The sequence below is a fragment of the Micromonospora sp. BQ11 genome, assembly GCF_052068135.1.
Lineage (GTDB): Bacteria > Actinomycetota > Actinomycetes > Mycobacteriales > Micromonosporaceae > Micromonospora.
In genome coordinates this window covers 215,720-234,696 of record NZ_JBQHDB010000010.1, presented here as the reverse complement: position 1 = coordinate 234,696, position 18,977 = coordinate 215,720, and the positions used below count along the sequence as shown (strand labels likewise).

The 18,977-nt window shown below is 66.3% G+C and carries 20 protein-coding genes and 2 pseudogenes; 10 read left to right on the top strand and 12 right to left on the bottom strand.

Features of this window, described 5'->3' with window-relative positions; genetic code table 11:
• The first annotated feature begins 19 nt into the window (after positions 1-19).
• The 4 genes from ACTMSW_RS21905 (at position 20) to ACTMSW_RS21890 (ending at position 4,334) form a co-directional block, all read left to right on the top strand.
• Positions 20-472, top strand: a complete 453-nt coding sequence (locus tag ACTMSW_RS21905) for a SigE family RNA polymerase sigma factor (protein ID WP_441182534.1) — start codon at positions 20-22, stop codon at positions 470-472.
• A 52-nt stretch (positions 473-524) separates the two neighbouring features.
• The gene (locus ACTMSW_RS21900) at positions 525-2,084 is read left to right on the top strand and encodes a recombinase family protein (RefSeq protein WP_441182533.1); all 1,560 of its coding nucleotides are present in this window, start codon (positions 525-527) and stop codon (positions 2,082-2,084) included.
• Between the two features lie 134 nt (positions 2,085-2,218).
• Positions 2,219-2,584, top strand: a complete 366-nt coding sequence (locus tag ACTMSW_RS21895) for a hypothetical protein (RefSeq protein WP_441182532.1) — start codon at positions 2,219-2,221, stop codon at positions 2,582-2,584.
• Between the two features lie 334 nt (positions 2,585-2,918).
• Positions 2,919-4,334: a hypothetical protein gene (locus ACTMSW_RS21890; protein WP_441182530.1), complete on the top strand. Its 1,416-nt coding sequence runs from the start codon at positions 2,919-2,921 to the stop codon at positions 4,332-4,334.
• Between the two features lie 220 nt (positions 4,335-4,554).
• Here the strand turns inward: ACTMSW_RS21890 and ACTMSW_RS21885 are convergent, their stop codons facing one another.
• The 8 genes and pseudogenes from ACTMSW_RS21885 to ACTMSW_RS21850 form a co-directional block, all read right to left on the bottom strand.
• Complete coding sequence (locus ACTMSW_RS21885; RefSeq protein WP_441182528.1) at positions 4,555-5,550, bottom strand: type I restriction-modification system subunit M; 996 nt, start codon at positions 5,548-5,550, stop codon at positions 4,555-4,557.
• Positions 5,551-5,772: 222 nt separating this feature from the next.
• Complete coding sequence (locus ACTMSW_RS21880; protein WP_441182526.1) at positions 5,773-6,543, bottom strand: hypothetical protein; 771 nt, start codon at positions 6,541-6,543, stop codon at positions 5,773-5,775.
• The gene (locus tag ACTMSW_RS21875; protein WP_441182524.1) at positions 6,533-7,582 is read right to left on the bottom strand and encodes a ComEC/Rec2 family competence protein; all 1,050 of its coding nucleotides are present in this window, start codon (positions 7,580-7,582) and stop codon (positions 6,533-6,535) included. Before ACTMSW_RS21875 ends, ACTMSW_RS21880 begins: the two co-directional genes overlap by 11 nt.
• A 237-nt stretch (positions 7,583-7,819) precedes the next feature.
• Positions 7,820-8,642, bottom strand: a pseudogene (locus ACTMSW_RS21870) (IS5 family transposase).
• A 236-nt stretch (positions 8,643-8,878) separates the two neighbouring features.
• Positions 8,879-9,505 (bottom strand): hypothetical protein, encoded by a 627-nt coding sequence (locus tag ACTMSW_RS21865; protein ID WP_441182522.1) that lies wholly within the window; start codon positions 9,503-9,505, stop codon positions 8,879-8,881.
• Positions 9,495-10,760, bottom strand: coding sequence for a hypothetical protein (locus ACTMSW_RS21860; RefSeq protein WP_441182520.1), 1,266 nt, complete (start codon positions 10,758-10,760; stop codon positions 9,495-9,497). The genes ACTMSW_RS21865 and ACTMSW_RS21860 overlap by 11 nt, the downstream gene beginning before the upstream one ends.
• Positions 10,757-11,566, bottom strand: coding sequence for an ATP-binding cassette domain-containing protein (locus ACTMSW_RS21855; RefSeq protein WP_441182518.1), 810 nt, complete (start codon positions 11,564-11,566; stop codon positions 10,757-10,759). The genes ACTMSW_RS21860 and ACTMSW_RS21855 overlap by 4 nt, the downstream gene beginning before the upstream one ends.
• A gap of 37 nt (positions 11,567-11,603) precedes the next feature.
• Entirely contained in the window at positions 11,604-11,945 is a 342-nt protein-coding gene (locus ACTMSW_RS21850; RefSeq protein WP_441182516.1) for a hypothetical protein, read from the bottom strand.
• A 199-nt stretch (positions 11,946-12,144) separates the two neighbouring features.
• On the opposite strand from ACTMSW_RS21850, the pseudogene ACTMSW_RS21845 reads away from it, so the two are divergent.
• The 3 genes and pseudogenes from ACTMSW_RS21845 to ACTMSW_RS21835 form a co-directional block, all read left to right on the top strand.
• Positions 12,145-12,240: pseudogene (locus ACTMSW_RS21845) on the top strand (SigE family RNA polymerase sigma factor); the annotation flags it as partial.
• Positions 12,237-13,340, top strand: a complete 1,104-nt coding sequence (locus ACTMSW_RS21840; protein WP_441182514.1) for a hypothetical protein — start codon at positions 12,237-12,239, stop codon at positions 13,338-13,340. The pseudogene ACTMSW_RS21845 and the gene ACTMSW_RS21840, both read left to right, overlap by 4 nt.
• Before the next feature lie 300 nt (positions 13,341-13,640).
• Positions 13,641-14,171: a hypothetical protein gene (locus ACTMSW_RS21835; RefSeq protein WP_441182512.1), complete on the top strand. Its 531-nt coding sequence runs from the start codon at positions 13,641-13,643 to the stop codon at positions 14,169-14,171.
• Between the two features lie 48 nt (positions 14,172-14,219).
• Here ACTMSW_RS21835 and ACTMSW_RS21830 read toward each other — a convergent pair whose 3' ends face one another.
• Both ACTMSW_RS21830 and ACTMSW_RS21825 read right to left on the bottom strand, forming a co-directional pair.
• Positions 14,220-14,405 carry a DUF397 domain-containing protein gene (locus ACTMSW_RS21830; protein ID WP_441182510.1) on the bottom strand — a complete coding sequence of 62 codons (186 nt, stop codon included), beginning with the start codon at positions 14,403-14,405 and terminating at the stop codon, positions 14,220-14,222.
• Positions 14,396-15,199: a DUF5753 domain-containing protein gene (locus ACTMSW_RS21825; protein ID WP_441182508.1), complete on the bottom strand. Its 804-nt coding sequence runs from the start codon at positions 15,197-15,199 to the stop codon at positions 14,396-14,398. Before ACTMSW_RS21825 ends, ACTMSW_RS21830 begins: the two co-directional genes overlap by 10 nt.
• A 154-nt stretch (positions 15,200-15,353) precedes the next feature.
• Here ACTMSW_RS21825 and ACTMSW_RS21820 point away from each other — a divergent pair, with 154 nt between their 5' ends.
• The 3 genes from ACTMSW_RS21820 (at position 15,354) to ACTMSW_RS21810 (ending at position 17,054) form a co-directional block, all read left to right on the top strand.
• Positions 15,354-15,707, top strand: coding sequence for a hypothetical protein (locus ACTMSW_RS21820; RefSeq protein ID WP_441182506.1), 354 nt, complete (start codon positions 15,354-15,356; stop codon positions 15,705-15,707).
• 130 nt (positions 15,708-15,837) lie between these two features.
• Complete coding sequence (locus ACTMSW_RS21815) at positions 15,838-16,605, top strand: SGNH/GDSL hydrolase family protein (RefSeq protein ID WP_441182504.1); 768 nt, start codon at positions 15,838-15,840, stop codon at positions 16,603-16,605.
• Positions 16,606-16,607: 2 nt separating this feature from the next.
• A complete protein-coding gene (locus tag ACTMSW_RS21810) occupies positions 16,608-17,054 on the top strand; it encodes a hypothetical protein (RefSeq protein WP_441182502.1) in 447 nt (148 codons plus the stop codon).
• A 62-nt stretch (positions 17,055-17,116) separates the two neighbouring features.
• Here ACTMSW_RS21810 and ACTMSW_RS21805 read toward each other — a convergent pair whose 3' ends face one another.
• A complete protein-coding gene (locus tag ACTMSW_RS21805) occupies positions 17,117-18,373 on the bottom strand; it encodes a hypothetical protein (RefSeq protein ID WP_441182501.1) in 1,257 nt (418 codons plus the stop codon).
• Positions 18,366-18,890, bottom strand: a complete 525-nt coding sequence (locus ACTMSW_RS21800) for a SigE family RNA polymerase sigma factor (protein ID WP_441182499.1) — start codon at positions 18,888-18,890, stop codon at positions 18,366-18,368. Before ACTMSW_RS21800 ends, ACTMSW_RS21805 begins: the two co-directional genes overlap by 8 nt.
• Positions 18,891-18,977 lie beyond the last annotated feature (87 nt).

Sequence of the window (18,977 nt, the reverse complement as noted above, 5' to 3'; positions counted from 1 at the left end):
ACCCCAAGGATCGGCTCGTGTGGACCCTCTCCTGAATGAGTTCGACTCGTTCGTGCGGACCCGTACGCCGGCGTTGCTGCGCTCGGCGTACCTCCTGACCGGCGACCAGTACCTGGCCGAGGACCTGGTCCAGTCGGCCCTGGCCCGGACCCACCGCTCCTGGGACCGCCTGCACCACAGCGGCAACGCCGAGGCGTACACCCGCAAGACCATGTACCACCTGCAGGTCTCCTGGTGGCGCCGCCGCAGGGTGGCCGAGTCGATGCCGGGCGACATGCCCGAGCCACGCGGAGGCGACTCGACCCCCGACCACGCCCACCTGACGACCCTGCGGATCACGTTGCAGGCCGCGTTGCTGAAGCTCTCCGCGAAGCAACGCGCCGTGCTGGTCCTGCGGTTCTTCGAGGACCGTACCGAGGCCGAGGCCGCCGACCTGCTCGGCGTCACCGTCGGCACTGTCAAGAATCGTTAGAAGCTATGGTCGATGTTGCCGACACGAACGTCGATCTAGGGGGACGGTTCTGATGGTACGGCGCAAGGCCCGGTCGGGGAATCAGGGCCGGTTCGACAGCAAGGACGCGCTACTTGCGGGTTGCGGGCAGGTGCGGGCGCTGCGGTATCAGCGCGCGAGTCAGGACAAGAAGGAACAGGGCAAGAGCGTCCACGACCAGGGAGTGCTCAACCTCGCGGAGATCACGAAGCGGTCCTGGACAGACGCCGGGTCGTTCACCGACAACCACCGCTCTGCCAGCCGCCGCGCCACGAAGGAGCGAGAGCAGTTCGAGTTGCTGATCGAGCAGATCCGCGCGGGCAAGGGCGACGTGCTCGTGGTCTGGGAGATCTCCCGCAAGGAACGCGACCTCGCAGTGTTCGTGAAGATCCGCGACATGTGCCACGAAGTCGGTCTCAACTTCTGGCTGGTCGGCGGGGTGTTGTACGACCTGCGGGACAAGAACGACCGGATGATGCTCGGTTTCCAGGCCGTGCAGGCCGAGTGGATGGCCGACTCGATCCGCGACAACGTGCTACGCGGCATCGTCGGCGCTGCCGAAGCGGGCCGCCCGCACGGAAAGGTCACCTACGGGTACCGGCGGATCTACGACCAGCGCACCCGTGCCCTGCTCCGTCAGGAGCCGGACACCGAGATCCGCACGGCCGTGGCGGCCGACGGAACGGTGACGCAGTACTCGCGGGCGCAGCTGGTGCGGGACAACTTCCGCAAGATCTCCGAAGGCACGCCGCTAACCGCTATCGAGGCCGAACTCAACCGGCTCGGCATCCCCGCCTCCGAGGGAGGACTCTGGCGGCGCGGCATCCTGCGCAAGCAGGTCATGAACCCGGCCTACATCGGCAAGCGGGTGCTCCGAGGCGAGATTGTCGGCGACGGCATCTGGCCCGCCCTCGTCGACGAGGAGACGTACTGGTCGGTGGTACGGATGCTGGGCGACCCGTCGCGCACGACGACCCGGCCCGCCCGTGCGGTGCATCTGCTGTCGTACCTGGTGCGCTGTGGCGTGTGTGACGGGCCGCTGTCATCGCAGAAGGTGAACCGGCACGGCTGGACGGGGCAGGTGTACTCCTGCCTGCACAAGCGGTGCGCCGCGGTGAAAGCCGAGTTCCTCGACGAGTATGTGCAGCGCACTGTGGTGGCGTGGTTGTCGCGCCCCGACGTGTACGACATCCTCACCGCCACCAGCGCCACCGACGAGGAAGTCGCCCACGCACGTGCGGAGGCGCAACGGTTGCGCGGGGAGTTGGAGGATTGGCGCAAGCTGGGTGAGGAGGGTGAGGTCACCGCGATCGCCTATGCCCGTGCCGAGAAGGGCCTCCTGGCGCAGATCGCCGAGTACGAGCAACGCTCCGCCGACGCCGGGATCCCCGCCGTGCTGCGCGGGCGCATCGGGGACCAAGCGGTGCAGGCGTGGCAAGAACTCGGCGACGACATCCCGGTCAAGCGGGAGATCATCCGCCTCGTCGCCGACATCAAACTCCTGCGCGCCGGGTTCAAGGGCGAACGCCGCACCTTCGGCCGCCACCGCCTCGACTGGACTTGGAAGTTCGGCCCCCAGGACCAAGCGGCCTGATCCGGCGTGGCAGCCCCGAGGCGAGTTGCGCGACGACTTGACCTCCGGGCAGAGGTGAGCGTCGATGGTGTCTGCCGCTCGACCCCAACAGGTGAGGTCGAGCGGTGTGACCCGCCGATGAAAGGTCTTCCGCCGTGACCCGTGAACGACTCAGCGCCGTGGCCGTGCTGCCCGATGATGTGATTGATCCGCTGCTGTGGCGGCTCGCCTTCGACGTCGTCGCCGCTCACCAGCCCGATGAGCGCGGCGACTGCCGCAACCTGCAGTGCGCAAGCCAGCGGGGGATGTGCTCTGCGGCGCGCAACGCCCGACGCGCCATGACGCTGGCGCGTCGGCACAGCCCGGCCGTCGTGCAGACGGGGCCGGCGCCGTATCGCGGTCGTGCTGCCAGCAAGGCGCACGCTCCAGCCCGCTTCCGCGGCTGGTTCGCATCGACCGGCACCCAGTCGAGGACCGGTAGACGAAATCATTCAGTGAGCATGACGGCTGTCGCCGCTTGATAAACCGGCGGAATCGGAAGAGGGGCCGATGTCGGGAGCGGTCGTAGGAGATCGCATCGCCCAGGGCTACGGACCAGAGGCGCCGGCGGGTGAGCCAACTGAGCCATCTCCTCGCCGGAGATTTTCGACCGAACGCGTCTTGTCTCGGCCAGTGGAGGTCGGTAGACCTGATGCCATCAGGGGAAGCGAACGCGCTTACTGGCCCCGAGAGACGCCCCGTCCCCGCTCATAGCAAGGAGAGCCGCACACCGTCGCCCTGCACCACCACGCGGGCCGGCTCGAACATGTGCAGCTTGGACACCCCCAAAATTCGGTCGGCCTAAGGAGCGAGCACGTGAGCCAACTGGAGCCGATCGAAGGCATCTCCGCTAAGATCCACGCGGAAAAGGTCATCAAAAAGCTCACTATCGCTGGCTCGGTCGAGTACATTACCAGCCACGCCGAGGACCTCGCACAGTTCCGATATCTCGACGATTTCGCCGCAGAGCTAATTCGCGACGATATCGATGAGGGCGTTCGTGCCATCAACTTCCACCTGGAGAACGTGCGAAACGGACTGGCGCGAGAACTGTGGCAGCGTGGCCTTGGCGTCGGCCTATACACGTTGGACGAGCTACTCTTCGATGCAGTTAAGAATGGCGACTCGGACCCAGTCGTGTCGGTGTTGAAGCGACTCCGCCGAAGCGAGCGGAACGCTCCTGGTTTGGTGATCTTCCCTCTGCACTCCTTCGGCGTGCTCGCCGCCGGGCTACTACAGCCCTTCCGCGGGACCACCTACACGCTCGTACGGCCCGGTGCCGGGTATGTCGTAACTCTGCAGACCAACAACCTTCGACGAACCATGTCCCTTATTGACGGCGCGCGAACCCGGCTCGGCGTGACCAAGCACTTGGATCAATCTCTAATTCAGCACTGGCGAGAAAGCCGTGGTGCCGACTGGCTGGAGAGAAACCCGCTCCTGATTGCTCGCATGACGACGATTGCCGGCTATTACAACGAGACCGAATTTTTAACGCTGGGCCGGTTGCAGGTCATTACAGCGAGCATCGTCATGATGGCAGCTATGCAGAGCCGCCGCAAGGACGAAACGGGGTGGTTCTTCAGCTCCGGAGCGATCAACAACTGGCAGACCACCGACGTCAACCACTACTTCGTCTTGGCTGGCGGCCACGAGGAGGTTCTTCGGGGGGAATCGGTACCCATCCACGACAGTAGTCAGGTCCGAGAGATGGCGGGCCTGGCAGTGGACATCGACCCACGGTATTTTCGACGGGAAAGTGCCCGCAGCGCACAGATTTTCTCATCTCTGGAGCAGCTGTTTGCTGGCTACCTTAGGCACAGCGTAGGCATGCAAAATAGCACGATCGGCAATGTCCACCGCAAGATCATGGAGGCAGTGACGTTTTTTAGAAGGTCCTTTCAGCCCGGCCGCGACGACTGGACGGCCGTCATTAGCCTCGCGACCGCCTTTGAGATGCTGCTAACTGATAGATTCGAAGGCGGCGTAAAAGCCCGCTTAGTTATGCGAACACAGACCCTGCTACGGGGTGTGAGCGGCACTAGGCGCTATCAAGCATCGGTCGAAGCCCTCTACGTTGCCCGTAGCGAGACGGTCCATGAGGGGAAAGTCTCGCGACTCGACCTATACGACGCCCGGCAGACGTTCGTCCTCTGCTTCCTTGAGATCATGCGCAGGCTCCCGCAACTGCGGGAGGGTCAGCCCAATCCCATGGAGCGACTCACCACCTGACGGCGCCGATCAACAGAAGTGGTCAACACGATCGCCCGCAGGGCAGCGAGAAGGCAGCGAAAGCATCGCCAAACACCGACAACGCCTGACAGGAGCACAGACGACAGCAGTGGTTGGCGGACAGGACCGCGCCAGATGCCAACTGATGATGATGCGCCCCGCGATCGGTCTCTAGGTGCACTGCAGGAAGCCGCGGGCCTACGGGCCTAGAACCGCCGAACTAGCGCATCCACTGCATGTGCTGGACGAACATGAGGTCGGCCTTCTTGCCGCCCTCGGGTGCCCAGCCCCAGCGGAAGCGGTTGCTGTAGCGCATGCCGTCGATGGAGTAGTTCAGCGAGAACGGCGGGTTGGACAGCACCCGGTCGAACAGGTCGAGCTGACCCCCGTGCGCGTGGCGCGGGTTAGCCAGGGTGTCATCGTTCTCGATCTTCGCGTCGGGGATGCCGTGCAACAGCAGGTTCATCTTCGAGATCGACCAGACGCTGCCCGCGTTCTCCTGCCCGGCCAGCAGTAGGTTGCGAGGGTTACCGCCGTGCTCCTCCACGTATTCCTTTGCGTGGATCAGCATGCCGCCGGAGCCCGAGCACGGGTCGTACACGCTCATCCCCTCGGTCGGCTTTACGAGCCGGACCATCATCCGGACCACGGCCCGCGGGGTGTAGAACTCGCCGCCCTTCTTGCCGGCCGAGTCCGCAAACTCCTTGATTAGATACTCGTACGCGGCGCCGAGTAGGTCCGGGAACTCGAAGTCCTCGGTGCGCAGCCGGTACTTGCTGAAGTGCGCAATCAGGTCCCGAAGCCTCTTGTCCGGAATGCGGGAGTTCCCGACCTGCCGGTTGAAGTCGATGTGCTGGACGACCCCCTCCAGCGAGTCCGGGTTGGCGTCCTCCAAGGCGGCCAGTGCCTTGTTGATACCGTCGCCGACGTTGTCATGCAGCCGCCGGAGGTGGTTCCAACGGGCGTTCTTCGGGACGAAGAACGCCTCTCGGTACGACTCCGGCTGTTCGGCGCGGTGCTCGGCCTCCTGCGGACCACGGTCGGCGTAGCGGGCCACGACCCGCTCCCGCTCGGCGTCGAACATGTCCGACGCGCGCTTCAGGAACAGCATCCCGAAGATGTACTCCTTGAACTCCGAGGCATCCATCTTGCCCCGCAGGATGTCCGCCGCCGCGAACAGATGCCGCTCCAACTGCGGCAACGTCAACTTCCGCACCCGCTCCACCCTCTACGCTCGCCCATGGTCGTGCAACCGCCCAGCCTAGGCCCGCGCAGGCCACCTCTCTTAGGCCGATCACCCCGCGCGTCGCGCGCCCTCAGGGCCGATCGTTACATTGAGTGTTCGAGATGGTGACGCATGGTGCGTGATGACTGCTGTAGGTGCCGGGTCAATCGCAGGCCACCCGCGACAGAAGACGTCCTTCCTCGCGAAGCGCTGTTACTCCCCTGAGAGGCTGGGCGTCTGGTCTCCGCTACCGTCCTGCTCGTTCATAGCCCGATCGGGCGGTAGGTCCAGCGCTTCGAGGAGCCGCTCGGCGTAGGTCTCAGCGGCTTGGCGAACCCACGCGGGGCGGATGAAGAAGAACCAGACGGCGACGAGGGCCAAGTGCAGTCCGCCGACCACGACGAGCGGACCTGTCAGCCCATCGCGCAAGTAGATGGCGGCGTCGGCCGCAACCGACGCGGTGAGCACGACGAGCGCGAGCGGTTTGACACCAAGCAGATTGCGTGCGAAGCCGTAGGTGGCATTCTCGTGATCAATGAGGGGAAACTGGCCTGGTCGCGAACGCACATGGGTGATCAGACAGCGGGTTGCCGCGATGTAGGCTTCATCCGCCTTCTGGGGGTTGGCCGCTTCTTGGCGACGGGTCGGTAGGGGAGCACTAAACAGCGCCTCCAAGGCTTGCCGACGCCGTTGCAACATCACGCTGTTCTGAGCCTCGCGGAATCGGAGCAGTTTTGTCGTGGGCATGCCGTCCCACGTCACGATCAGGCGCTGCTGCGTGCGTTGGCCGAGTACGCGCACGATGTTGCTGGCAAGGAACAAGGTTCCTGCGCTCAACAAGATCGGGCTCAGCGCTACGAGCGGTTTGTTGGTTGTGAGTAGCGTCGAGATCAGTGCGACGGGTAGCACGGCGAGCATCGCTGGATAGATGCGAGCCCGCCGGCTGTAGGAGTCAAAGCCGCTGACCGCCTCACTAAGCTTCATCGTCGTCCTCGGCCAGCGCCGGGAGTGGTTGCAGGGTTCCCCATCCCGGACGCGCCAGCGTTCCGGAGTTGTGGCAGATGGGGTTCCCCTCGGTCGCTCCCACGAAGCAACCTCGACGCTTTAGGGCGTTGACCACCTTCGGTGAGGGATGCTTCGGAGCCGCCTTGGCGGAGCTGATGAAGGCGATCGTCGAGAGCGCGTGCGGCGAGTTGGGCATGCCGAGGATGCGGTTCAGGAGGGTGGGTCCCAGGTTGCGCTTGCTCCCGTGGTGCGGTGCTTGCATGAAGGACAGCGGGGATGACGCGAAAGACCCGTATGTGTTCTCGTAGTGATCGGCGGCGGCCGTCATGGCGGGGATGCCGGCGTCTCCGGTGAACAGCATCCGCTGTCCGTCGAGAGTCAGCAACGTGATCACCGAGGAGTTGTTCCGGTGGCTGGTGTCGCCGTCATCGGTCAGCGTCTCCAGTGGTAGCCAGTCGACTGCTCGTTCGAGGAGGTTGACCCCTCGCTGCCACCAGCCCCTGGCGGACGTCGCCGACGCGGCCAAGTGCTTGGCTTCCCACAACTGCTGCGCCAGCAGGCTCTCGTAATAGCTGGTCGTCGGCCCCAACACCGTCAGCTGACCACCGAACCGCGACTCTCCGGTGAAGGGCTCGCTCACCACCACGTTCCGGGCTTTGGCCCTATCCAGGAGTTCGTCCAGGGCCTCGAGATTGCTGAAGTCGGACACGTCACGGGCGTGTGCGCGGGGCTGGTGGACCATCAGCTCCCGCACATCGAGGGCGTCCACGACGCCTGCCAGTCCATTCAGGTGGTCCGCATCGGGATGGGTGGAGATCATCAGGTCCACCACGTTCGTGCCGTAGTACTCCCTGATATGGCTGACCAGTGAGTCGGCGGTGTCCTTGAAGCCGCCGTCGATCACCACAACGGCTTGCCGCTGCTCGGCGTGCCACGTGAAATTGATCGCGATGGCGTCGCCACTCTTGCCGCCGTCCTGGTCCCGGTTCTCCACCGGCAGAAAGTCCACCTCGAACATCGTTCTCTCAATCCACACGAGATGCGGTCGTACACGTGATCGAATCTCGCTGAACTGTACGCCTCCGCTCTTATGGACGTCGGCCATTGTGAGAGACATCTTCTGCTCGTCACCTGCCCGACTCGTCGCTCGTTAAGGATTTAGGTGGAGTTGGTTGGCTTCTTGCGCTACTTGACTACCGGTGAACAGCGACCCGAGCGGCTTACCCAACGCCCCAACGCGCCTTAGTTAGAGCTCCTAACTCTTTGAGCGTTGGAGTCTGCGCCAGCAGATGATGGCGCAGGCGTGGGTGAGGAACGCTTCGTGGATGTCGTCGCGGATCTCCCAGCGGATCCGTAGCCGGCGGAACCAGCGCAGCAGGGCGATGGTCTGCTCGACGACCCACCGTCGGGTGCCGAGTCCGCAGCCGTGGCCGACGCCGCGTCGGGCGATGACCGGCGTGATGCCCTTGGCCCGCAGGTCCCGGCGGTAGCAGTCATAGTCGTAGCCCCGGTCGGCGTAGATCCGCTCGGGTCGTCGCCGGGTTCAACCACGAATGCCCTTGATCTGGGGGATCTTGTCGACCAGGGGTAGTAGTTGGGTGAAGTCGTGACGGTTGCCGCCGGTCAGGCTGACGGCGAGGGGATGCCGCCCGCATGGTGATGACGTGGTGTTTCGAGCCTGGCTCGCGGCGGTCGACCGGACTCGGACCAGTTTTGGGCCGCCCTTGAGCGCCCGGATGTGAGAGCCGTCGATCGCCGCCCGCGACATGTCGAGCTGGTCGGCAGCGCGGAGTTTGCCCAGCAGCACCTCGTGTAGTCGTTGCCAAACGCCGGCGTCGTTCCAGTCCTGCAACCTGCGCCAGCAGGTCATCCCCGACCCGAACCCGAGTTCCTGGGTAGGTACTCCCACGGGATCGCGGTGTAGAGCACGAACAGGATCCCGCACAACACCTTGCGATCATCGATCGGCTTACGGCCCGGGAACCGGTGCCTGCGTGGCGGTCGGGGTGGCAGCAGCGGTGCGATCTCGGCCAGAGTTCGTCCGAGACGCTCCACGGCGGCTGCTCGCCCCTCCTCACGTTCACACAGAACGATCCTCACGTCCAGCCAGTTACGCCCAACATCATTTCGTTAGGACCCCTTAGGATCAGAGACCCGAAAGACGACATGTGGCCACCGTCCGCTCGCTCGCTCACAAGTTGACGTTAATCGCTCTGGGAATGGCTAGCTAGCTGAGGAAAAGCTTTCTGATGAACAACCGCTACCCCCGAGAGGAGACGACCTTTCGCAGTGGCATTCCTACTGGACGGCCAACTCAACGCAGTCTTCCCAATCCTAATCCGACCGCCCGCCACGATCGCAGCAATAGTGCGAGTGACCCGGTTACTAGGCTGCATACCATAAGGAGCCACAGCGGCACGTTGCTTGCCGGCTGCATCGTCCAGTTCCACCAATGAGGCGTGTTGTCTGGCAACTGACCTAGGTATGCGATGGGAAATATCGTGCAAAGGGGCAAGATCCATGCAAGGCCTGGTCCGAAGATCCTGGCCGAAAGCATCCCAATCCCTAGCCAGATAATGAACGAACGCAGCACGACTGCCGCTCCAGAGAGCGAACTGACTGCCAACTCAACACTACCGAGCAATCCTCCAGCGAGGACCGTCGCAGCTACTAGCGAAAAAAATTCTGCTCGACCCGCATTGCGGCCACCGGCATTCTCGAAGTCGGCAGCAGGGCAATGCATAACGACACAGGCGGCAAAGACGAAGGCCAACGGGATAATTCGGCGCAAAGGTACATTTAGCGGCTGGTTTGCAGGTAGTACTAGCGACAGATTGCCTGACAGGTAGTGACCAACCGCCACGATTGCCACTGATGCAATCAAAAGGTAGCCGTGATGCGCTTTAAAGTACAGGAAGGCGTTCGGGAACTTAGGTTGCACAGCGAGTCTCGCTAACAATCTTGACGCGCTGGCGTACCCACTCCGCCTGCACCTCTTCGGGCTGCTTCAAAAGCTCCTCAATGGCCTGCCTGTCGACGCCCGGTCGCCCTCCACCCACACTAGCTGGTTGCCCCTCGCCATTAAGTCGGCTTTCAAGCCACTGACCTACATCGAATCGAGCCGCAAGCCTTCGGTCTTCCTCCACCTCGTTGATCGCCTGGCAATATGGTGGAAACGTCATCTCGTGAATAGCGCTAGCAATACCACTCGACATCGACCAAGGATGGCCTTCAGCTATGAGAAAGTCTGACGAGTATTTGTGGCGATCGCGTAGCCCGTACTCATAGAACGCTTCAGGAAGTTGCAGTATGCCTGCCGGTATGGCGTTCAGTCGTTCCATCATCGTGGTAGCTAAAGGGAGGTACTTTCGATCCTCCGGCCACAGGCACACCTTCGGGTGAGTGTTCGTACAGACGAAGGCCTGCGGAGCGGCCCGATCCACGACCAGCCGGCCAGAATTCGCCGTGCCAACGACACCCAAGGCCATAGCTGCGGTGGCTATTAGCGCCGGCAGGCAAAAAGAAACGGCCGATTTCGCGCTAAAGCGGGGTGTCCGCACGAGAGAGGGGATAAGGATGGCCATCGCTACGAGGCCCAGGGAGACGACCAATCGCGCGAGGAGTGGAACAGCCGCCACCCGTTCGTTAGGGGAGCCGGAGAGAACGAACAGCTCCGCTCGCCGGCCGGTCGTCCCGAGAGCGACGAATAGCCCTAGCCCGCAGATTGCCGGCGTCGCCAACGATGACCGCGAGAGTGCGCCGACTAAGTGGCCAATAGCCGCACTAGCAACAATCACACTTGCGCCAAGGAGCACGTAACCGGGCCACAAGAAGCCAGGGCCAGCCTCATTCAGGCTAACAGCAGCAGCGGCAAGAGCGCCCACAGCATAGGCGGCAATTCCGAAGGTGACAGATGCTGCGAGCTGAACTGCGTCAATTCGCCAGGATGGTATCGCTGCCACGCGAAGTTGGTCTTGGAGTTGATTACGATGGGACCGGCCAGCCGCCCAAGCAGCTGCAGCGGCAAGAACGGGCGCGAAGAATAACGAGGGGACCTGAACTGCCGCGCTCGCCTGCGGCCAAACTCCAATCCAATAGCGACTGCGACCAAACACCGCCACCAGGTCCATAATCACGAAAACCGCAAACCACCATTTAAGCGGCGAATTTCGGAGTTCGAGGAAATATGCTTTCATTGGGGCTGGAAGCTCCTTTGCGCACCCAGGACAGTCATGTAACCCCTCTCCAAGTCGCTATCACCGGGCGCCTCTTTCGTAGCAAGCGCCGCAAGCTCCTTTGGCGTTCCGAGATAACGAGCCTGGCCTCGATCAATGACTACCACCGTGTCACAAACCGCAGCGATATCTTCGACGAGATGGGTACTTAGGACGACTGCCACATCGCCAAAAAATCGTACGAGGGCCCGGAAATCCAGCCTCTGCGCAGGATCGAGTCCGACGGTGGGCTCGTCCAACAGCAGCAGCTTGGGCGAACCTACGATAGACGACGCAATACCGACTCGGCGAAGCATCCCACCCGATAATGTCTTCATCTTTGAATTCTGTCGGTCAACCAGCCCAACGCGTTCAATGGCTAATGCTGAGGCAGCTTCGATCTCTTGTGCCGGCACATCTCGCAACCAGGCACAGTATCTAACAAAATCCTCCACGGTGAAGGAGGGCATGAACCCGAAGCTTTGTGGAAGGAAGCCAATGTTGCGACGTGCAATCCGGGCCTCACGCTCCGACGCAACTTGGTGCCCGAGTATTTGAAGAGTGCCTGCGCTCGGTGGGAGAGCGGTTGCGATCGTACGCAGCAACGTTGTCTTTCCTGCTCCATTAGGGCCCAGCACGCCGAGAACGCCCACCTCGACGTCCAAGTTGAAGCCCTCGAACACCCGGTGACGGCCATAACCTTGAGTAAGGTTTGTCAGGCTTGCCACTGAACCCATCTGATACCTCTCGTTGAGAATGGCGGAGCGCCAATGCTGGCGCCCCGCCATCTACTATAAGCCGTCTCGTTGTCGAATTCCTTAACGATCAGCTACCGGCGTAGGCGACGTATCCACCCGTAACGCGGAAGGTGCAGCTGTCGTCATCGAACGTCCCGGAGTAGCCCCGGTCCTTATGATACCAGTCGCCGTGATAGTCGCCCTCGTAGTCGCAGTAGGCGTTAAGCTGGTAGTAGCCCCTCTGGGTGGTCGACTCGCAGACACCCTTGAAGTAGGTGGAGTACCACTGGGCGTAGCAGCCGTTCGTCTTAGTACTAGTGCCTGCCGTCGCTGCTGATGGCACCAAGATGTTCACTGCTGCAAACGAGAGTGCGCCTACAACTGCTGCTTTTGGTAGGGCTTTCGCGAAGCGCTTCACAACGTCCTGCATGGGACCTCCTGAATAAGGAATGGCGAAGAAGCAACGACGGCGGCCAACCCCCCGTGACTTCTGAAAAGACTTTACTGTGCATAGGCTTTGGATGGGGGGGTGACCCATGTCACTCTCACGTGCGTTGACGTTAGCGCGGATGCAACGCGCGCCTTGTGCCGAGCCGGTCTACAAATGTGGCTTTTTTAGGCTCTTGACTACTGTCAAGAGCCAGACCTCCAAGGCCCTGGCCAGGATGCGCGCCGTCGCACCCGAGCTGGCCGAGCTGTACGTCCTGGAAGGAACCGCCCGATGAACGACGACCGCCTCCGGCTCGACCTCACCGATCTGGCCGACGAGGTCACCCCGGTCGACCTGCGCGACCGGGCGCTGCGTACGTCCCGGCGGCTCGGCATCCAGCGGGTCGTCGTCACCTCGACGACGGCCGTGGTGATGGTCGGCGCGGCCACCGGGACGGCCTTCGCGCTGATGCCCAAGGCGGACGGGACAAGTCCGCTGCCGGCCGGCACCCCCACCGTCACGCTCGACCCGTCGGGGGACGTCCCGCCGACACCGGCACCGTCCGGCTCCCGGCAGAGCCCGTCCCCGTCGGTCACCGACACCACACCCCCCGGGTCAGCGGTGCTCGGCGGCACCCGCTACCACGTCGGCCGGTCCGGAGGCGACGCGATCGTCCGCGCGGTGCGGGGCGCCGACGACAGCGTGCTGGCCCGCGTTCCCCTGGGCGACGATCCCTGCGTCGGCAACAGCATCACCGTCTCGCCGGACGGCCGCCGGCTCGCCTGGGTCGAGGACGGAGCCGCCTCCGGGGTGGGCACCCTGATGACGGCCGCGGTCGACGGCTCCAGGAAGCGGCAGGTCGCCACCGACGTCGTCTGCCTGGGCGGGAACCCTCTCGTCTGGGAAGGCGGCGACCTGCTGATGGTGCGGTTGGGCGACGGCCCGTACCGCTCGGTCGACATGAGCGCCGGCAAGATTCTGGGCGGGGATCCCGGAATGGAGCGGGATCGCTGGTGGTCGCCGGACGGCCGCTACCTGGCGGCGGTCATGGACGGCGAGCCGTACGTGTCCGGCCCCGGCGTCAGCCGCGCCTACCTTTACGACCCGCCCGCGGAGGAGGCCGCCCGGTACGACGGATGGGCCGTCCGGAGCGTGTCGATGGAGGGCCGGTACGTCGCGGTCGGCTGGAAGGGTACCGCCGTCTCCCGCCAGGACGGCAGCTTCGCGGTGGTGGACACCACGACTGGCAGGTCCGTCGATCTGCCGGTGAAGGGTGAGATCCTCAGCATCCACTTCACCGCCGACCGGAAGGTCCTCGTCCGGCAGGCGAACGGAATCACCGTGCTCGACTCGCGGTTCCGGTTCTCGACACGGTCGCCGAGCCCGCCGCCGTGAGGACGTCGCCCCTGCTCGCGTACGTGCCCTGAATCCTGACGGCCGCGGAGACCCACCGACGCCGGCCCGCCCCGGCGTAGATCCACCCGATGTCAGTGAAGTCGGGCTGGAAGTCTCACCCGGACACCCCGATTCCCATGACGCCGAGTCGATCATGCTTTGGAACAGTCACTGGCGACAGCGAGAGGACGGGCGCCCGTGGACGCGAGGACAAGCGGCGGATCACTCTCCGGTGGATCGTCCCCGCCGGCGGAACCATCGTGCGGACTGCACGTCACGGCGCGGCCTGCGGTGGTCGCGTTGGTCCTCTGGGCGATCCTCGACGTGCTCCGCACGACCCTGACCGTGGGTCGGTACGAGGACCGGATCACGATCGTCGACCACGACGAGCCGGACGTGGTGCCCGCCTGGCTGGCGTACGCCCTTCTCGATGCTTCGCTGCCGACGGGCATGGTGAGCGCCCTGGCCGACTGGACCTGGGCACTCGGGACGCTCGTCGCGGCGGCCGCCGTCGCCGTCTGGCTGCACCAGGCGCGCAGCAACGCGGGCGGCCTGCACGGTGTGGCCGCCGGGTCGGCCCCGGTGAGCTGGTGGCGGGTGAGTCTGCTCGCGGTGCTGGTCCTGCACGGCCTCGGCCTCCTGCACGGTGTGCTGACCTCGGACGGCGGGGCGTTCGAGGGGACGATGCTGGACCGTCGCACCCTCGCCTATCCGTTGTGGACCTCCGCGACGGCGACGGCCGTGGCCGCGGCACTCCTCGGCGCGAAGGTGGTACGGCGGGTCACCGCAGGGGCGGGCGAGTGCGGAGGTTGTCGGCGATCACCGACGTGAACCGCCACGCACCATGCCGAACCGTCGAGGTGAACCCCTTCGACAGGGTTACGCCGTCCGCCTGGTGCGGTCGAGGAACGCCCGCCAGGCATCAGGTGCGAAGGTCAGGACCGGCCCGGCGGGGTCCTTGCTGTCCCGTACGCCGACGACGCCCGGCAGGTTGTCGGCCACCTCGACGCACTCGCTGTTGCCGCTGCGGGTGGACTTGCGCCAGGTCGCACCGCTCAGCTCCATGACGTCATCACTTCCTTCATCAGCAGCATGGATTGACGCCGGGGCAGCGCCTCGCTGCGGACGCTCTCCCACCTGGCCAGCAGAATAGCCAACTCCTCATCCCTGTCGACCGATGTGCCGCCGAGCTGGCTCTCCAGGTAGCCGACCCATCCACCATCGGCGCCACGCGCCAGGGTGAACGGTCCTGCCAACCCGACGTGCGCGCTGATCTCCGCCGGGATGACGTGCACGCTCACGTGGGGGCGCTCGGCGCACTCGACGAGGTGAGCGATCTGCTGCACCATCAGCCCCCGGAATGCCTCGTCCGCCCGCCGGAGGACCGCCTCCTCGATCACCGCCACGAACTTCGGTGGATCGGGCTGGGCCAGGACCGCCTGTCGGTCCATCCGCACCGCGAGCCTCTTCTCCACCTCGCCGTCGCTGAGCATGTCGTCGGCCCGGATCACCGCCCGGGCGTAGTGCTCCGTCTGCAGCAGCCCGGGAATGAGCGTCGGGTGGTAGCAGCGGAGTTGACGTGCGTTCTGTTCCGCCTCCAACCAGGGACGCAGCCAGCTCGGCTGGCCGTCCCGCTCGGCGAGCTTGAGCAGCGACATCAGCAGTCCGCCCGTACCCAGCACCTCGTCGGCGCGCATGAGGAACAGGCGGTCGAGGGGCCGTTGCCCCAGCTCGACGGCCGACACCTGGGACCCCGAGTAGTGCACCAGCTTCCCGAACTCCTCCTGACTCAGCTCGGCGCGCAGTCGTAGCCGGCGAAGTTGGGCCCGGATCAGCTCCGATGTCGGCTCGCCTTCCACAGTTCCTCCACGGTTGTCCCGGCGTCTCCGAGGGGCGGGCGCACCGACCGTCGACGCCTCCCGAGGGGCCCCCACACCAACGCCGACGCCTTCCGAGAGTAATGGTGTCCTCAGCAGACTGTCACGCAGTGATCCCGCCCTCGAGGAGGTCCACGTGTGCGATCCGGTCCGCTCGCTTCCCGTACCCCGGCTCGGGCCGTACCCCGATCGGCCCCGCGCCCATCCCGCGGACCGCCCCCCGCACGTGCCGCTGCGCCCGCTGTGGCTGTGCCGGGCCTGCGGACGGCCGTGGCCGTGCGCGGAGGCCCGGCTGCTGCTGAAGGTCGAGTACGCGGACCAGCCGGTCGACCTGGCCGTCTACCTGTCGGGGCTGTACTACGAGGCGACGCACGACCTGTTCCGGCTCGACCCGCACGGCGGCCCGACGCCGCGTGAGTTGTTCGAGCGGTTCGTGGCGTGGGGTCCGTACCGCCGACCCGCCGTCGGGCCGCCGCCGTCGGACCGGTGATGACCTGTGCCACGTTCCCCGGCGCGCGGGATCACTCCGCCGTGCTGCCGATGCCAGACTGTCCGTTGTTAAGAAGGGGCCCTTCCTCTACCTCAGGCGTTAAGAAGGTGCCCTTCCTTCGGAGGTGGGAATGCGCTGGCGCAGTTACGTCGCGGTGGGGGACAGCTTCACCGAGGGCATGGACGACGCGTACCCGGACGGCACCTACCGGGGCTGGGCGGACCTGGTCGCCGCACGGCTCGCGGCCGAGGTGGGTCCGGACTTCCGGTACGCGAATCTCGCCATCCGAGGCCGTCTCTTCCCGGGTGTGGTGGCCGAGCAGGTGCCCGCCGCGGTGGCGATGAAGCCTGATCTGATCAGCTTCGCGGCGGGCGGCAACGACGTGCTGCGCCGTACCTTCGACCCGGACGCCCTGGCCACCCGCTTCGACGACGTGGTGCGGCGGCTGCGCTCCGGCGGCGCCGACGTGGTCCTGTTCCGGTTCGCCGACGTGATGGCCCGCCTGCCCGGGCAGCGGCTCGTCGCCCCCCGCATCGAACTGCTGAACCAGGCGGTCGGCGAGACCGCCGAGCGGCACGGCGCGATCCTCGTGGACCTCTACGCCGACGACACCTTCCTCAACCCGATGCTGTGGAGCACCGATCGCCTGCACCTCTCCGCCGCCGGCCACCGACGGGTCGCCGGGCAGGTGCTGACCGCGCTCGGGGTGGGCTGCGAGGAGGACTGGCTGCTCGTTCCGGAGCGGCCGTTGCCGAAGCCGTGGCTGGCCGCCCGCGCCGACGACCTGCGCTGGGCCGGCCGGCACCTCGCCCCGTGGATCAAGCGCCGGCTCACCGGCCGCTCCTCCGGCGACACGGTCACCGCCAAGCGGCCCTCACTGAGCCCGGTCGCCGACTGACCGTGCTGACCCTGCACACGGCACCCCTGCTGCGTACCGCCCCCGGCGGTCCGCCGTCGGAAGCGGCCGCCGTCGCGGTCCGGGCCGACCGCATCGTCGCGGTCGGTCCGGTGGTCCAGCTCTCCCAGGAGTACGCGGGCGCGCGCGTCCGCCGCTGGCCGGGCACCCTGGGCCCGGGGCGGGTGCACGACGCGCCGCTGCCACCCGCGCCCACGCCGCGCGAGCGGATCCACGCGCTGCTACGGCTCGGGGTGACCGCCGTGCTGGCCGAGTACGTCGTCGAACCGATGCTGCGGGCGGCCGTCGACCGCAGCGACCTGCTGGTGCTGGACGCGTCGGTCCCGCCGACGCTGGCTCCGGGCGGTCGCGCCGACCTGGCCGTCTTCGCCCACGACGGCACCTGCCTGGTGACCGTGCTCGCCGGCCGGCTCGTCCACCGCCGCGCCTGACCGGCGACGCGGCCGGTCCACCACCCCCGTGTGTGGTGGACCGGCCGCGTGTCCGTGGCGGCTCAGTAGTGCCGCGTCCAGGAGCGGTCGACGCCGGAGCCGGTCCCGAGGAAGGTGCCGGCCGGGCCGGTCACGACGATGGTGTCGTCGGGAAGGACCCGCACCGACGCGTCACCGTCGCCGGACCGCACCGTCCCGCCCAGTGCGGGCTCGTCGACGTACCGCTTGTCGAACCAGTAACCGCCACCGCCGTAGGCGCTGGTCACCGGCAACACCCCGCCGTTCGCCGCGGCCACCGTCGACGTGTCGTCCGGCAGGCCCGGCTGCTCCTGCCAGCGGTCGCCGACCAGCTTCCACAGCCGCTTCGGGGCGGTCGCGTCGAACCCGGGGTCACTGCTGTCGACCAGCCAGGCGTCCCTGCCGTCCGGAGAGACCAGGAGACGCGCGGCACCGGCCACCGGGGGTAGCCCCCGCCACGTGGACGCCTGGTCGTCGCTGACCGACACGGTCAGCCGGTCGCCCTCCCGGGTGGTCACCCACAGTCGACCGTCGCCGCCCTCGACGAGCTGGTTGTGACCATCCGACCGGGACGTCAGCGGGGGCTGCGCCCGGATCGGTGTCCCGTCGACCCGGACGAGTCGCTGCCCGGGACACGCGGTGCCGGAGATGACCAGGTCCTCCGGGCACCGGAGCAGATATCCGCTGTCGCTGCCCACGGCGAGGCTGATCACCTCCGGCGGCGCGCTGAGGGGATGGTCGGTGAAGGAGGCGCCACCGTCGACGGTGACCAGGTACCGCTTGCCCGTGACGACGGTCGCCCGCTGACCGTCCAGGGGCAGGACGTACGGGGAACCGGTCAGGTTCGGCCCGTCCGCCGCCGCCGGAAGCGCCGTTCTCCACCAGGTCACGCCGGCGTCCTCGGTGCGCGCCAGGTCACGCTGGCAGTCGCTGGACGCCTGGTCGTCGCCCTGGTCGCAGGTGTCGAAGAGCGCCCAGCCGTGCCGGGCGTCGACGAACTCCAACCGGCGCAGCGCACCGGGCACCCCGGGCACCGCCACCGCCCGCTCGACGAACCGGCCGTCCGGCGACGCGCTCGGTTCGGGTGCGGGGGGCGTCGGCGCGTCGTCGCGGCCCGCCATCGCGTACGCCCCGCCGGGACCGGCCAGGAACAGGGCCGCCACGCCGGCCAGCAGGCCGCGCCGGCGGCGACGCCGCTGGTGGACGCGACGTGCCGCGTCGGCGACCCCCGGTGGGCGGAAGGTCGGTGCGATCCGCGCCGCGAACTCGGCGAACACGTCGTCCAGGTCGGTCTCACGCACGGTGGGCCTCCTGCCGGTCGGTGAGGTGGCGGGCCAGCGCTGCCCGGCCCCGGGTCAGCCAGGACCGCACGGTGCCCTCGGGCGCGCCGAGCTGGTCGGCGATCTCGGCGACGCTGAGTTGCGCCAGGTGGTGCAGGACGACGGCCCGGCGCTGGTTCGCGGGCAGGGCGGCCAGCGCGGCGGTGAGCGCCACCCGGTCCGGTCCCGGGCCGGGCACGTGCTCCTCCCGCTGCCTGGCGAGGTGCCGGACGGCGGTACGCACCCGGCGCAGCCGGCTGGTGGCCAGGTTCCAGGCGACCCGCCGCACCCAGGCGGACGGGTCGTCGTAGGCGCTGATCCGGTCCCACCGCTCCAGCACCCGGCAGAACGCCTCCTGGGTGAGGTCCTGCGCCTCGGCGTGGTCCCCCAGGTACGCGTAGAGCTGCACCGCCAGGCGGTGGAAGTGCGCCTCGTAGAAGCCGGTGAACTCCAGCGGCGGCGGTGCACCGGGTCCCCCCGGTCGGTGCCCTACGGTCATGTCGGTCCTCGGTGTCGGGCGGGTCTCGTCACTGTCACGTGCGATGCGTCCCATCCGCTGCACCCGATCCCCGATGACCGGTCGCCG

Coding starts and splice junctions, on each gene's coding strand:
- ACTMSW_RS21900 (WP_441182533.1), top strand. CDS start 525: ATGGTACGGCGCAAGGCCCGGTCGGGGAATCAGGGCCGGTTCGACAGC.
- ACTMSW_RS21880 (WP_441182526.1), bottom strand. CDS start 6,543: ATGAAGCTTAGTGAGGCGGTCAGCGGCTTTGACTCCTACAGCCGGCGG.
- ACTMSW_RS21875 (WP_441182524.1), bottom strand. CDS start 7,582: ATGTTCGAGGTGGACTTTCTGCCGGTGGAGAACCGGGACCAGGACGGC.
- ACTMSW_RS21860 (WP_441182520.1), bottom strand. CDS start 10,760: ATGAAAGCATATTTCCTCGAACTCCGAAATTCGCCGCTTAAATGGTGG.
- ACTMSW_RS21855 (WP_441182518.1), bottom strand. CDS start 11,566: ATGGCGGGGCGCCAGCATTGGCGCTCCGCCATTCTCAACGAGAGGTAT.
- ACTMSW_RS21850 (WP_441182516.1), bottom strand. CDS start 11,945: ATGCAGGACGTTGTGAAGCGCTTCGCGAAAGCCCTACCAAAAGCAGCA.
- ACTMSW_RS21840 (WP_441182514.1), top strand. CDS start 12,237: ATGAACGACGACCGCCTCCGGCTCGACCTCACCGATCTGGCCGACGAG.
- ACTMSW_RS21830 (WP_441182510.1), bottom strand. CDS start 14,405: ATGGAGCTGAGCGGTGCGACCTGGCGCAAGTCCACCCGCAGCGGCAAC.
- ACTMSW_RS21815 (WP_441182504.1), top strand. CDS start 15,838: ATGCGCTGGCGCAGTTACGTCGCGGTGGGGGACAGCTTCACCGAGGGC.
- ACTMSW_RS21800 (WP_441182499.1), bottom strand. CDS start 18,890: ATGACCGTAGGGCACCGACCGGGGGGACCCGGTGCACCGCCGCCGCTG.